Source organism: Corynebacterium kroppenstedtii DSM 44385, assembly GCF_000023145.1.
GTDB lineage: Bacteria > Actinomycetota > Actinomycetes > Mycobacteriales > Mycobacteriaceae > Corynebacterium > Corynebacterium kroppenstedtii.
The window spans coordinates 1781384-1795153 of sequence record NC_012704.1 but is presented as its reverse complement, the minus strand read 5'-3'; the positions used below and the strand labels follow the sequence as shown (position 1 = coordinate 1795153).

The window sequence follows — 13770 nt, the reverse complement described above, 5'->3', positions numbered from 1 at the left end:
TGTGTACCCCCGCGAAACGCTTGTAACGGTAGCTCAAGAAGGCGCGCGCATCCGCGCCGTCGCCCGATCACTATCTGACGTGATGTCAGTCCTTGATCGCCCGACGATCGAGAGCACGCCCGACGGCCCCAGCACAGAAAGTCTGCGCTCCGACTTTTTCGGGATTGCCGACGACACGACCGACGATTCCTCTGAGGATCTCCGTTCTTTCGCGAAAAGTATTCCCGACGTTGCTCGCGGCGTTGTGATTGTGGCGTGTTCGGATACCGCAGTTCACGCTGCCCGTGCCGCGGTCGCGCTCATCCCGGACCCGTCGGTCCCCATCGTGGTGGTGGACCGTCTGCCGCGGTACGTGGGAGCCATGGATTGCGTGATTGTCCTGACGCCGGATCCTGCGGACCGTGAAGCGGAGGAAGCTGTGGTGCGGTGCCGGCAGGTCGGTGCGATGGTTATGGTGGCTGCACCGACGTCGGGACCTGTTGCGGAGGCGGGCGAAGGGTATGGCCTCGTTCTCCCGGACATTCCGGGTGTCACGGAAGAATCGTGGGGGCGGTATGTGGCCACGGTGACGGGCGGGTGTGGTCTTGTCGGCCAACTGCCGATTCAAGGCGTGTTGGATTATGCGGCCGATGCCGTCGATCGTGAGATGGAGGCTAGTGGTCCCGAGCGCGATGAGTCCGTGAATCCTGCGCGTCAGCTGGGCTTGCGTATGAAGGATCATCGGGTGGTCATTGCCGGCGATGGGGTGACCCGGCATGTTGCTTCGTTCGCGGCGATGCGGCTGCTTCATCATGGGATTGTCGCTGCTACCGCCGATACAGCTGAGTTAGCTCGGTTCTACTCGGATCTCCATCGGGGGACGTCGATGGATACGGCCATCGATTCGTCGGGGGATGTTGCAGCTGGGTCGGGCAGCGCCAGTAGTGACGTCGATAAGTCAATTTTTTATGATCCATTTTTGGATGCTCCCGCGGTCCAGCCCCTGGCTGCCGTGGTAGTGCCGAGTTTGGGGGGATATTCGGTACGGGGGAGAAATGATGAGCCTGATGCGGGGGTGTCGCGGGCATATCCTTCCGAGCAGGAGCTCAGTAGACTCGAGAGGTATTTTGATGCGCGGCCGGTGACGGTGGTGGATCTGACGGCGTCGGATCTTCATTCCGCGGTCGCGTACATCTGTGTGTTGGCTGCGCGGTGCGCGGCCGCTGCTGCCTATGTTGTCGCTCAGGAGTGATGACGGTGTAGGTAGCTTGTCCGCATGAGTTTTGTGGCCAGCACATTGTTTTGGCCAGTACGTCACGCTGCACGATAGATACTTTTAATGGAGGTTTAGATGGTTCAGCCGCTCACTGGGGCAATTCGTACGTATCCGTGGGGGTCGCGCACCGCGATAGCGCAGATGGCTGGCCGGCCAACGCCGTCGGATCACCCCGAGGCTGAAATGTGGTTTGGTGCCCACCCGGGTGCCCCAGCAACAGTGGACGGCGAACCCCTGGATGTTCTCATCGCGTCGGACTCCGTCAGTGCCCTGGGCGCTGGTATGTCCCGAGCATATGAGGGGCGTTTGCCGTTCTTGCTCAAGCTGCTGGCCGCGGATAAGCCATTGAGTTTGCAGGCCCATCCGACGAAAGAGCAGGCCGAAGAAGGGTGTGCGCGGGAGGACACTCTGGGTATCGCGCGTGATGCACTGGAGCGAAATTATCGCGATGACAACCACAAGCCCGAACTGATCGTGGCGCTCACTCAGTTCGACGCGATGTGTGGTTTCCGCCCGATTGAGCAGACTCTCAAGCTTTTCGACGCGTTGTCTGTGCCGGAGTTGGAGCGCTACCGCGTGTTGATCTCCGGGATTCTTCCCTCTGAAGGGTTGCGCAGCCTGGTCACGACGTGGATCACTCTTCCCTCTGACCAGCGCAAAACACTGATCGCTGCCGTTGTTGAGGGGGCTCGGGCCTACCGTGATAGTGGTAAGACGGAGTTCGCGATTGTGGCCGATCACCTGATCGAGTTGGCCGACCGTTACCCGTCCGATCCGGGCGTGCTGTGCGCGTTGTTGCTCAACCACATTCGTCTTGAACCGGGGGAGGGGATTTACCTCAATGCGGGCCAGCTGCACGCATACGTCCACGGGTTGGGCGTGGAGATCATGGCGAACTCGGACAACGTGCTGCGCGGCGGGTTGACCTCGAAGCACATTGATGTTCCGGAGTTGGTTCGCGTGCTCTCGTTCGATCCCTTGCCGGATCCCGTGATTACTCCGAATCAATTAACGACGGAGGCCTCGGGCTCAGGTGAGTCCGCCGATTCGCAGTCCTCTGCGCAGGGTGTTTATTATCCGACGCCGGCGCCGGAGTTCCGCTTGCAACGCTGGGAGTTGAATCCGGGTCAATCGGTTGCGGTCTCGAGTGTCGCCGCTGATGGGAAGTCATTGTCGAAGGCATTGGTCGGGCCTGCGATTGTCCTGTGTACGCGCGGCACCGTTCACGTTTCGCAGCCCTCGGTTGATGACGCTTCAAAGGCCGAGGGAGACGGCCACATTCGCGGTGATGGTTTTGGGCCGCTGGATCTCACGCCTAGTAAGGCTGCGTGGATTCCCGACGATGCAGAGAGCACTCTCGTGATGAATAACAGCGATGAGCTCGCTGAAGTTTTCGTCGCGACGGTCGCGGATTAGCCGGAGCGGCTACTCGCCGGGCTGCCGGTGAGAAGTGGCGACGCGAGAAGCGCCGTGTGGGCGCGGCTACTCGCCAGAGCTGTCGTCGGCGTTGTTCGCCCCGGTGCCGGCGGTAGTGTACGGAACGGTGGCTGTGGGTGCCTCGCGAGTCGTCGTGGCAGCATTGCCAGCAGACTGTTGTTGTGGTGCCCCAGGTGTGCCAGTGGTGGTCGCGGTACGCTCCTGCGTCGGCACTCCACCCTGATTGCCCTGGCCAGATGGCGCTTGTACCGCACTCGGGTGGGTCGTCGTCGGTTCGGCAGCTCCACCTCGAGAATTCGAGCCATTCGGGGTACCCGCCGGTGTGGGTTCGTGTGACGGCTGGGCAGATGGCGCCGGCGCTTGCGATGACCCGGGGGAATCCGCAGAGTCGGTGGGCTTCGCACCCTTAGACGGATGAACGCTGTGCGGCTCCGAGGGATTGGGGGTCCCTTTGGTCTCATGGGGTAGTCGGTCTTTGTCGTCGGCTACCCAGACCCCATCTTTGTTTCGATGCATGGGGACAGCTTCGGACTGTGCCTGTGCGGCCGAATCGTCGATAATTTCCCTAGCTTGGTGCAACTGACTACTGCTCAGGACGCGTTGCAGACTTTCGGGTGTGTTGGTGAACCACAGCCCGATTCCCGGCGCGTTATCCGAGTCATCCGTGGACTCGCTGGCATCAGATGTGCCACTGTGCTGCCCCATCGCGGTGTTGCCGTTGTCGCGCGGGGCACCGAGCGCACCGAGATGTGTTTCACCCCGCTTGGTACCAGGGGGCAAAATGGGATCCTCATCCCATTGAGCGTTCGCGTTCGGCTGCTCGTTGGATTGCGAATTGTTCCCCTGCGAGCTGTTCTCGATCGCGCCGTTTCCGGTTGAGCCTTGGTTGCTCTTATCGCCGCTGTTAGCCCGGTTGCCGGACTGGTTACCTAGCTGACTGTAACTATTGTTCTGAGCGTTCCCGGAGTTCCTATTATCCTGCCCAGAGTTGCCCGAGCCACCACCGTTCGACCCCTGTGAACCAGCGGCTTCAACGTCGTTAGCCCTGTCGTTTGAAGATGCCGACTCTGTCTCGACGGTAGTGGGGTGCTTGGTAGTCGACGAGGCCGTCTCGGGTGAAGAGAGCTTCCAGACGCCTACTCCGATAGCGCATGCGAAGACCAAGCCAGTCCCGACGAACGTGTAAATGGGGAGGCGGCCGCGTGACGGCGGAGCGCCGTTATATACGACGCGTTTCGACGACACCGTTTGAGATGCGTCACTGGAAGCAGACAGCGAGGAACCGTCGGCAGATGAAGATGATGCCGATGATGCAGAGCGTGATGACGGCATTGATTGCGATGACGGATTTGTGCGCCCCGAGTCGTCCGGTCGCTCGGACTCGGAGTTATTCCCCGTGGTTGGATTGTTGTTGGTCAATCCGTGGCCTCCCTTGAGTGACGGCCGTCATCCCTTGTTTCCGCGGGAACTGGTACTCGCATCAATAACTGCCGAAGAGAATAACAAAAGAGTTACAAAATAGCTACGGACGTGCTGGTTTATGTGGGTAGCGAAGGGAGGCCGCGTTATTGCCCCATCAGGCGACGAAGGTAAGGGCAAAGCAGTGATAGCCTGGATTACAGCGTGGGTAGAGAGCCATAAATGGGGCACCAAATGATCTATAATGTGATAAAAATCACTTCGAAAGGTGTCCAGAAACACAACGGCAACTCGATATCTACCCACCATGTTAGGAGTGAACACTGTGCCAAAGAACGTTGAAAGCTTTGAACTAGACCACACGAAGGTAGCCGCGCCCTATATCCGGCGCGCATCCGATTACGAGATCGCCGATGGCCACACGATCGTCAAATACGACCTGCGGTTCCGCCAGCCGAACAAGTCTCATATCGAGATGTCAACAATGCACGCGATCGAGCACAGCATGGCCGAGGCACTCCGCGACCACTTAAAGGGAGTCATCGACTTTGGCCCGATGGGGTGCCAGACCGGTTTTTACCTGACCGTAGACACAACTGCCGACGGTCCCACCTGGGATGAAGTTGCCGACGCTGTCAAGAAGGCCATTGCGGATATTGAGAAGTGGGATTCCGTGCCCGGCGCGGGAATTAAGTCGTGCGGTTGGGCGGAACATCACGATCTCGACGGCGCCAAGAAAGAGCTGGCGGACTTTGATGCCCACAGCGATGAGTGGAATCAGGTTTTCGCGTGAGCGGTGACGAACCATCGGTCATGTCCGACGTTCCACGCCCGGGGCGTACCTATGGCGAATCTGATTCATCCGTAGCCCTGCTTATTGCAGCGATGCCGGAGGAATTCGAGCCGCTCAAAGCACGTTTGGGCGACGCACGTAGCGTCCAGTTTCCCGGTATTCACGACGCCGTTGTCGGCCGTCATGGTGGTAAGACTATCCTGCTGCTTCTGAGCGGTATCGGGTTGGTGAACGCGGCGCACGCCGCCACTGTTGGGCTGTGTTTAGGGCCATCCGTTGTGAGCGACGGAACTGGTAACGGTGGAGCCACGAGTGACGGAAATTCGGATTGCACATCGACCCAGCCGGCGCAACCTGGTGAGATCGGTTGCGTGATGTCCATCGGCACAGCGGGCGTTGTGCCCGGTCGTGCTTCGATCGGCGACGTCGTGGTGAGCGAGAAAGTTGTCCCGGGTGACTTTGACCTCACAGCGTTCGGCTATGAGCGCGGTCAGGTCCCCGGTCTTACCGCGGGCTACCCGGGCGACCGCGACCTGCTGGCCGCCGCAGATGCGTTCGGTGCGAAAGCGCTGGGTTTCGTCAGCGTGGATCGCTTCGTCGGCATACCCGAGGCTGCCGCGATTCGGGAGATTTTCCCGGACGCGTCCGTCGTCGATATGGAATCTTCGGCTCTTGCGCAGACGGCGGTTCTTCACGAGACGCCGTTTATTTCGGTGCGGTCCGTGACCGACGTCATTGGGGAGTCGGAGACGTCCGTGCACCTCGATGAGGTTGATAATTCGTCCGAGCAGGCGGCTACTGCTGCGCTCGACATTCTTGGTCGGGTGTAGGGCTGCGCTTCTGCGTCCGGAACTTGCATCGCCCTCACTGCCGATCATGTCCGGGCCTCGCGGTAGGCTCGGTGCATGATTGTTGCGTGTGAGGGCATCGACGGTGCGGGCAAGAACACCTTGGTCACGGCCATAGAAAAAGAGTTGGTGGAGAGGGAAAAGCCCGTCGCGCTGGTGTCTTTTCCCCGCTATAACGATTCTGTTCATGCGCAGTTGGCCCGGTCTGCGCTGTATGGGGGGATGGGGGATGTCGTCGATTCGGCATGCGGAATGGCCACCCTGTTCGCCCTTGACCGCGCGGAGATCGCCGATGACATCGCGGAGCTGTCGGAAGACGGATATTTCGTGCTCATCGACCGTTTCGTTGCATCCAATGCCGCGTACACTGCAGCGCGGTCCGGGTGGGATGGTCAATCGCCGTCGCAGGATAATCCCACTGTGTCGTGGATTGCTGAGCTCGAGTTCGAGCGCCTAGGTATTCCGGTTCCGGATCTCCACGTTTTCTTATCGACGCCACCGCGCTTGGCTTCTGAGCGAGCTGTGGCCCGCGAGGGCGAGGACGCGTCCCGCGCTCGCGACGCGTTTGAGAAGGATAGCGATCTGCAACAGCGGACGGCTGCAGCGTATGAAGCGTTAGCGCGCGATCAGTGGCAGTCTCCGTGGGTTGTTGTCGAGCCTGGTGAAGTCACCCGACAGGCCACTGAGGTTGTCGAGGCCATCTTGCGACATGCGTGACAGCGCTCAACGCCATGAAAACGTCACGCTGAGTGAGGCATCAGGTCGCGTAGCGCATCGACCAAGTGGTCAAGATCGTCACGCGTGTGGGTCGCCATCGTCGTCACGCGGAGAATCGCTTGCCCGCGAGCGACCGTGGGATACCGAATCCCGGGGACGTGGAATCCGCGGTCGGATAGCCCTTGGGAAATGCGGACGGCGTCGGCTTCGTCGCCAATAAAAATCGGGATGATGGGGGTGCTGTTGCTGGTCCCATCGACCAGTGGGATGCCGTGTTCTCGGAGCTGATTGCGCAGGTAGAGGGAATTATCCTGCAGCCTGTGAACACGCTCGGGTTCGCGCAGAATTGTCGCGACGGCGACTTGTGTCGCCGCCACCGAGGCCGGCGCTGAGGACGTGGAAAACACGTAGCCGCGCGCCCGGTTTCGCAAGAACTCAGCCACGGGGGTGGAACAGCACACAGCCGCGCCCTCTGATCCGAGGGCCTTGGACGCGGTGACGACCAGTAGATCCGGCTGCAGGTCAGAGTCATTTGGCAATTCCTCGCCGGGCGAGCTGTCCGCGCCAGCATCCTGGCGTCGAGCGTCGCTCCAATACTCGACGATGCCGCGACCAGTCCGACCTAGCGTTCCCGTGCCATGCGCATCGTCGATAAGAACCCATGAACCATGAGCCCGTGCCAGCCGCATAATGCTGGGGAGCGGGGCGATGTCGCCGTTCATGGAAAACACGCCGTCCGACACGATGAGTTTCCGGGGGCTTGCGCACTGGGCGAGTGCGTTCTCGAGGTGCTCCGTGTCCTTGTGCGGGTAAATGCGTACCGCCGCGTTTCCCCGGGTCGCCATTCGGATGCCATCGATCAGGCTCGCGTGGTTGAGCTCGTCGGAGAAAATGGTCATTCCGGGTGTGTTGGCGGGGGCGGTGCTGGGGGCCTCAGGAATATTAGTAGCCAGGGTGGCCAGAGCAGCCCCGTTTGCTTGATACCCGGTGCCGAACAGGACCGCGTCGTCGTACCCGGTGAACTCGGCCAGGGTTCGTTCCGTACTGGTGTGGATGGTGAAGTTTCCGGTGGTCAGGCGGCTACCGCCAGTTCCGGCACCGTAGTGTTTGAGTGCCTCAGTCGCGGCCGCGATCACATCGGGATGTTCACTGAGCCCCAAATAGTTGCTGGACGAGAACAGTAGTGTGTCGGACCCGGCCACAGTCGTGCGGGGCATAGGTGCCGACGAGAACTCCAGCGGGTAGCGTCGCAAACCCTTGTTTTCCCAGGCGGTGAGGGATTGTTCGGCGAACGTCGTGAGGTCAGTTGCGATGTCGGTTGCAGGAATAGCACCGAATGCGTCGGGTTCATCGCGGTGTGCCGAGTGATTGTCCTGTGGTGGCCACGGAATTCCGTGCACAATGACTGCAGTGTTTTCCAGGTAGTTGATGCAGTCAGCAATCTCGTCGTCAGTTCCCCGGACAAGGAACACGCGCCCGCCTTGGGGACTGCCCATTGGTTTGATGTTCTCAATCCGCACGTAGCGCCCCGATGTACTCACATATCCGGTCGTGTAATCGGGGTCGTCAGAAATGCACAGCTCCGCGCACACGGCGGGGTGGTACTGGACTTTCGACGCGAGCGTCAGTGCCTCACAGTAATATGGCTTCGTCGCCGCTGAGGACGACATTTCTTCGGCAGCGTCGGCCCCCGTCGCCATGTCATTATCCAATGCCGTCACTCGAACTCCGCGGATATCTTTCGTATCCCGACGCTCGCCGGTATCGGCGTCAAGGAGCATTGCGCCACGCATCCCCCGGATACGCGTCAGCGCCTTAAGCGCGTGCTCCGCGGTCCGAATTCCCGCGTCGCGAAGGATCTCCGTGATCGTGCGGTGGGCGTCGTCGACAGTGTGTGTATGGCGCGTCTCCCGGGTGAGGGCGGGAATATGTGTGATTTCGTCCTCATCGACGCGGTGGACACTGACCACAACATCGTCGGGTTGCCCATTCGAGTGCGTCCAGGCTCGGTGCTCTAATTCGGTCACTGTCTGCATGATGTCCGACGCAGACACGATGCGTTCCGCGCCAGAAATATGCCGATCAGCACGATCACGTGATTCAGTGTGATCACCGGATGAACCGTCGCTGGTGCTGGGAGATGACGAGACCCGCGCGCTCGCCCGCATTTTGATGCTAAACCGCACCGTACACTCCTTTTATCAGGATCTGATGAAGGGTAATACCCGGAGCTATCGTAAGTTGCTGCGACTGTGTCTCAGCCATATGCCAGAATATACAAATATGAAGACAAAAATCCTCGTTGTCGACGATGACCCGGCCATTGCGGAAATGCTCATGATCGTCCTTCAAGGTGAAGGGTTCGATACGGTCGTGGTGGGTGATGGTGCAGAGGCCGTGACCGCCGCATCCAACGAGGATCCTGATCTCATTTTGCTCGACGTCATGCTGCCGAGCATGAACGGGGTCGACGTGTGCCGGGCTATTCGGAAGACGTCAGGGGTGCCCATCGTGATGTTGAGTGCTCGCACCGACACTGTCGACGTTGTCTTGGGCTTGGAGTCCGGCGCGGATGATTACATCAATAAGCCGTTTAAGCCGAAAGAACTGGTGGCGCGCGTTCGTGCGCAGTTGCGGCGTCGTGAGCAGGCCACGGGGGACACCATCCACGTCGGCGATTTGGTTATCGACGTTCCGGGGCACATCGTGAAGCGCGATGGGAAGGAAATTCCGCTTACCCCTATCGAGTTCGATCTGCTTACCCAGTTGGCTAGCCGGCCGAAGCAAGTGCTCACGCGTGAGGAACTGCTGCGGGAAGTGTGGGGATACAAGCAGCCCACGGACACCCGTGTGTTGAATGTTCATATCAACCGCTTGCGGATCAAGGTCGAGAAGGATCACAAGAATCCGAAGCTGATCCAGGCCGTCCGAGGAGTGGGTTACAAGATCGGTGAGTAGCGGAAATCCAGAGTCCCGGCCGGGACGATTACGTCATCCCCTCTTTGATCCGAACAATCAAGAGGGGCTTAGTGCACTTGTCCGCCCCTCGCTGCGTGATAACGACTCAGATGGCCACAGCCGCTGGCCACTAAGCATACGGCGTTTTTGGCGCCGAATAGCAGACAAGTGGCAGACATCCGCCCAAGTGAAAACCGTGGGGCGGATGTTTATTGCGTCAGCCATCGTTCTATTCGTCTTGGGTTTCACGCTCATTTCTTTTATGACGACCCGGCTTACCCAAGCCAAAGTGGAGGCCGCTCAAGATGGCATCGATAGGGCCCGGCGTGCTGTCGAGCAGCAGATCGACGCGTCGGACACCTCGAACTCGATTCAGGTTCGTATCAACGCGGCCAGGACTGCCCTGACCGAGCGCGGTGGTGGATCCGACGCGTCGGATTCGTCATCAGGCCCGGTCAACTCGGCTTATGAGCCGGTGCTGATCGCACCCGATATCAATGGTGAGGACGTCGTTTCGCCTGACAACGCCCAGATCCCAAAAAGCCTCAGGAATTTTATTCACGACAATCAAGTGGCGTATCAGTTCGATACGCTGCGACACCCCGATGGCAGTCGGTATAAAGCCCTTATCATTGGTTCGCCTGTGTCCTCTGATGTGCAGGGCCTGGAGCTGTATCTGATTTTGCCGATGGATAACGACGAATCCACCTTGGCGCTGATGCGCGGGCTGATATCCAGTGGTGGGATCATTCTTCTTGTTGTGCTGGTCGGCATCGTCTGGACCTTCGCGCAGCAGGTCACGACCCCTGTGCGCACGGCCAGCCGCACGGCTGAAAGGTTTTCTCAAGGGCACTTGAGTGAGCGCATGGCGGTGAATGGTCGCGACGAGATGGCGCGCCTGGCAACGAGTTTTAACTCCATGGCAGACTCGTTATCGAAGCAGATTAAGCAGCTCGAAGAGTATGGTGACCTGCAAAAACAGTTCACGTCGGATGTGTCTCACGAGCTGAGATCACCCTTGACGACGGTTCGGATGGCGGCGGACATCATCGAAGACAACGCCGACAACCTTGACCCCGTGATGCGTCGTGCGTCGTCGTTGATGAATAAAGAATTGGGGCGTTTCGAGGGGCTGCTCAGCGACCTGTTGGATATTTCCCGCCACGATTCCGGCGTTGAGGAGTTGTCGCTCGAGCAGGTCGATTTGCTGGGTGCGTTGCATGATGCGTGGCTGTTGAACGTCCAATTGGCGAAGAAACTCAACGTCCTTGTTCGCTTCCATGTGCCCAGCGAGCCGCTGTTTATGCCCATTGATACTCGACGGGTCCAACGTATTTTCCGCAACCTCATTGAGAACGCGCTGGACCATGCCGAGGGGAAGCCCGTCGATATCGCTGTTCGACGCAATGATCGGGCGGTGTCGATCATCGTGTTGGACCACGGTGTCGGGCTGAAAGCGCGTGAAGAAGACCTTGTGTTCAACCGCTTTTGGCGCGCTGATCCCTCCCGTGTGCGCCACCGTGGGGGCACCGGGCTGGGCCTGGCCATTGCCCGCGAGAACGCTGCGTTGCATGGCGGCAAGCTCGACGCGATCGGTGAGATTAAGGTCGGCTCTTGTTTCCGCCTGACACTTCCGATCGATCCCGACGTCCCCGTGACGGCGAATGACGCTGCCTTGGACCTCGCGGTGGGGGAGAAGGCCGACTCAGCATTAGCGTCCTATCCGGAGTTGGTTGTGAAGACGTATGGCGCTGTGGACCACGCTGTCACTGAACCAACCGACGGCGACGAGGTTAGTGCCGGTGACGTTCCAGCTGGTGATGATGTTCATGCTGGCGGCGATGCTTACGTTGGTGGCAAGTTGAGTGATGCTAGCGCGTTTGGTTCTGGTACGGGCGACTCTGGTGTGGCCGATGAACGCGGAGTGTCATCGGATGGCCAACAGGCGTTATTTGGCCCGTCGGCGGAACCTTCTTTGAGCGGATCCACACAGAACGCTCATGCAGAAAACTCGGAAATAGATCAGCCGAGTCAGGTCAGCGCGTCGGCAACTGAGAGCGCACCATCAGCCGAATCGGCGCAACCGCCGGCAACCCTCGATGAAGTAATCTCAGGCGAAATCGCCCCGAATGAAGAGTGGCCGACGGTACACTCCGGATCCGCTGCCGACTCAGCCACCGGTCATGACGTCGAAAATAGTGCTGCCACCAGCGAGAAAGCCGTCGATAGTGCAGGTGCCGACGGCCGTGGGAATGATTATCCTGCTGAGGATGATTATTACGGTACGGAGTTAGAGGAAATCAGCGAAGAAGAACTCCGCGCGGCCGCCGAAATGGACGACTTCGATCCCGAACCATCTGGATCGCTGCCCGTTGATACGCCCGGCAATGCTGACCCCCATACAGAAATCGCTCACACCGATGCTGAGGAGGACCAATGATGAACAAACCGTGGCCCTCGTCTCGACGCGGCCGTGTGGTCGCCGTCAGCACTGCACTCTGCCTCGGGGTAGCCTCGTCATTGTCAGCGTGTGCCACCTTGCCCAGCCATAGTGATCCGAAAGCTATCCATTCCTACGCGCCGGGGGAGTCGGGGACAACTGTTCCCGGGCCCCAAAAGGGCGACGCCCCCGACGAAGTGCTCCGCGGCTTTTTCTCCGCCTCGGCTCACCCTTCGCACAGTCACAAGGCTGCTCGCGCGTTCCTGACCAGCAAGTCGTCAGATGCATGGAAAGACGGCAATGACGCGTTCATCGTCCAGCAGCTCAACATTAATTCGTCGGGTCAACCGCTGGATGATGAAGCGACATTCGATGTGTCGGGCTCCACAATTGGCGTCCTGGGCGATGGGGGAACGTTCACCCCACGGAGCGGCTCCTACCGTTCACAATTCAAACTAAAGAAGGTGAATGGGGAATGGAGGATCTCGTCGGTACCTGAGGGCATCATCCTGCAGAGCGTCGACTTCGAACAGACCTATCGGGCCTACTCGGTGTACTTCTTGGACCACACCGGGCGATACTTGGTATCCGACCGACGGTGGATCTATTCCCAGCAGGACACGATTGAGTCGAGCCTCATGTCACTCCTTGCCAGTGGGCCGCGCCAGGAACTCGCGCCCGGCATTGGCACCGCTCTACCTGCGGGAACGTCGATCACCGCGAAGAGCGACAAAGTCGGCGGGTCTACCGTCGATATCAAGGGGCTGTCGCAAGTCAGTAGCGACGATCGCCAAAAGATCGCCGGGCAAGTAGTGTGGACGCTCATTCACGCCGATGTGCGCGGACCGTTTACCCTCATGGCAGATGGAGCGCCCCTGCTCGACCAGGCGCACAAGTCGCTGAGTGCGTCCGACGTTTCAGACCTCAACCCCGAACCGCCGGAGATGAACACCCTTCACGCCGTTGCGGACGGAAGTCTCGAGACGATCTCGGCTTCGGGTGCCACTGGTGATCGTGGCCCATTCGGGCGTGACGGCAAGATCCTCTCTGCCGGGATTACGCCGAATGGTGGTCTAGCTGCAGTCGTGGAACGCGACAACACCGCGGATGATGACGAAGGACGTGGCCAGTCAGGCAGCGACAGTAGTGTTTTGCGCATCGGGCACGTGATGGATACCGACGCCGACACCCGGAATAGCCTGGAGGAAGCCGATGGGGCGGCGCAACCTATTGTGCGCGGTCGAACGCTCACCCGACCGTCGTGGTCAGAAGACGGCACAGTGGCCTGGACCGTCGCCGATGGCAAAGAAATCCACCGCGTCGAATACCAAACCGGGACGGACAGCAAATCCGGGTCCGGGAGCGTCAAGAATGAATACATCGTGGATAACGACGCTCTCCGAGCCCAACTCCGCAACGACGACGAGAATAACGACCACAAAATCAGTGAATTCCGCGTGGCCAACGACGGCGTTCGGGCGGCCATGATCATCGGCGGCCGCGTGTTCACGGCGATCATCGCGCCGGGTGAGGGCGGTAAGAGCCGCATCATGTCTCCTCGCGAGCTGGGTGAGGTTTTTGTGGGCGACACCGCGACGAGCTTAGATTGGCAACCAGATGGTTCGCTCTTAATTGGCACGCAGTCGCAGGACGCGCCGATATGGAGTGTTCAACCCGACGGCTCCGATGCAACCAGGTTGACCTCGAATAACGTGCAGGCCCCGGTGTCGGCCGTGGCGTCCACGCGCAACGAGCTCTACATCACCGATTCGCGGTCGGTGCTGCAACTGGAACGGAACAATTCGTCGGATACGGCGACGCAGAACTGGCGTGAAGTGCCGGGACTGCAAGGCATTCGCGCGCAGCCGATCGTCTCTAGGTAAGGCGATCGGGTACAACGCGG

10 protein-coding genes are annotated in these 13770 nt (G+C 59.7%); 8 read left to right on the top strand and 2 right to left on the bottom strand.

Annotated elements, in window-relative coordinates; all coding sequences use genetic code 11:
* The first annotated feature begins 1 nt into the window (after position 1).
* Both CKROP_RS07485 and manA read left to right on the top strand, forming a co-directional pair.
* The gene (locus tag CKROP_RS07485; RefSeq protein ID WP_012732129.1) at positions 2-1231 is read left to right on the top strand and encodes a hypothetical protein; all 1230 of its coding nucleotides are present in this window, start codon (positions 2-4) and stop codon (positions 1229-1231) included.
* 99 nt (positions 1232-1330) lie between these two features.
* Positions 1331-2671 (top strand): mannose-6-phosphate isomerase, class I, encoded by a 1341-nt coding sequence (gene manA / locus CKROP_RS07480; protein WP_012732128.1) that lies wholly within the window; start codon positions 1331-1333, stop codon positions 2669-2671.
* Between the two features lie 66 nt (positions 2672-2737).
* Here manA and CKROP_RS07475 read toward each other — a convergent pair whose 3' ends face one another.
* Positions 2738-4111 (bottom strand): hypothetical protein, encoded by a 1374-nt coding sequence (locus CKROP_RS07475; protein ID WP_041628879.1) that lies wholly within the window; start codon positions 4109-4111, stop codon positions 2738-2740.
* Positions 4112-4436: 325 nt separating this feature from the next.
* Here CKROP_RS07475 and CKROP_RS07470 point away from each other — a divergent pair, with 325 nt between their 5' ends.
* The 3 genes from CKROP_RS07470 to CKROP_RS07460 all read left to right on the top strand — a co-directional run bounded on the left by CKROP_RS07470 (position 4437) and on the right by CKROP_RS07460 (position 6469).
* The gene (locus CKROP_RS07470; protein ID WP_012732125.1) at positions 4437-4904 is read left to right on the top strand and encodes an S-ribosylhomocysteine lyase; all 468 of its coding nucleotides are present in this window, start codon (positions 4437-4439) and stop codon (positions 4902-4904) included.
* Positions 4901-5734, top strand: a complete 834-nt coding sequence (gene mtnN / locus CKROP_RS10760) for a 5'-methylthioadenosine/S-adenosylhomocysteine nucleosidase (protein ID WP_012732124.1) — start codon at positions 4901-4903, stop codon at positions 5732-5734. Before CKROP_RS07470 ends, mtnN begins: the two co-directional genes overlap by 4 nt.
* A 75-nt stretch (positions 5735-5809) precedes the next feature.
* On the top strand, positions 5810-6469 hold the full coding sequence (locus tag CKROP_RS07460; protein WP_012732123.1) for a dTMP kinase: 660 nt from the start codon (positions 5810-5812) through the stop codon (positions 6467-6469).
* A 23-nt stretch (positions 6470-6492) separates the two neighbouring features.
* Here CKROP_RS07460 and CKROP_RS07455 read toward each other — a convergent pair whose 3' ends face one another.
* Entirely contained in the window at positions 6493-8655 is a 2163-nt protein-coding gene (locus CKROP_RS07455; RefSeq protein WP_012732122.1) for a 6-carboxyhexanoate--CoA ligase, read from the bottom strand.
* A 97-nt stretch (positions 8656-8752) separates the two neighbouring features.
* Here CKROP_RS07455 and mtrA point away from each other — a divergent pair, with 97 nt between their 5' ends.
* Genes mtrA through lpqB form a run of 3 tightly spaced genes read left to right on the top strand, consistent with a single transcriptional unit; the run spans position 8753 to position 13750 of the window.
* Complete coding sequence (mtrA, locus tag CKROP_RS07450) at positions 8753-9427, top strand: MtrAB system response regulator MtrA (RefSeq protein WP_041629492.1); 675 nt, start codon at positions 8753-8755, stop codon at positions 9425-9427.
* On the top strand, positions 9420-11867 hold the full coding sequence (gene mtrB, locus CKROP_RS07445; protein ID WP_012732120.1) for an MtrAB system histidine kinase MtrB: 2448 nt from the start codon (positions 9420-9422) through the stop codon (positions 11865-11867). Before mtrA ends, mtrB begins: the two co-directional genes overlap by 8 nt.
* Positions 11864-13750, top strand: a complete 1887-nt coding sequence (gene lpqB / locus CKROP_RS07440) for an MtrAB system accessory lipoprotein LpqB (protein WP_041628877.1) — start codon at positions 11864-11866, stop codon at positions 13748-13750. Before mtrB ends, lpqB begins: the two co-directional genes overlap by 4 nt.
* Positions 13751-13770 lie beyond the last annotated feature (20 nt).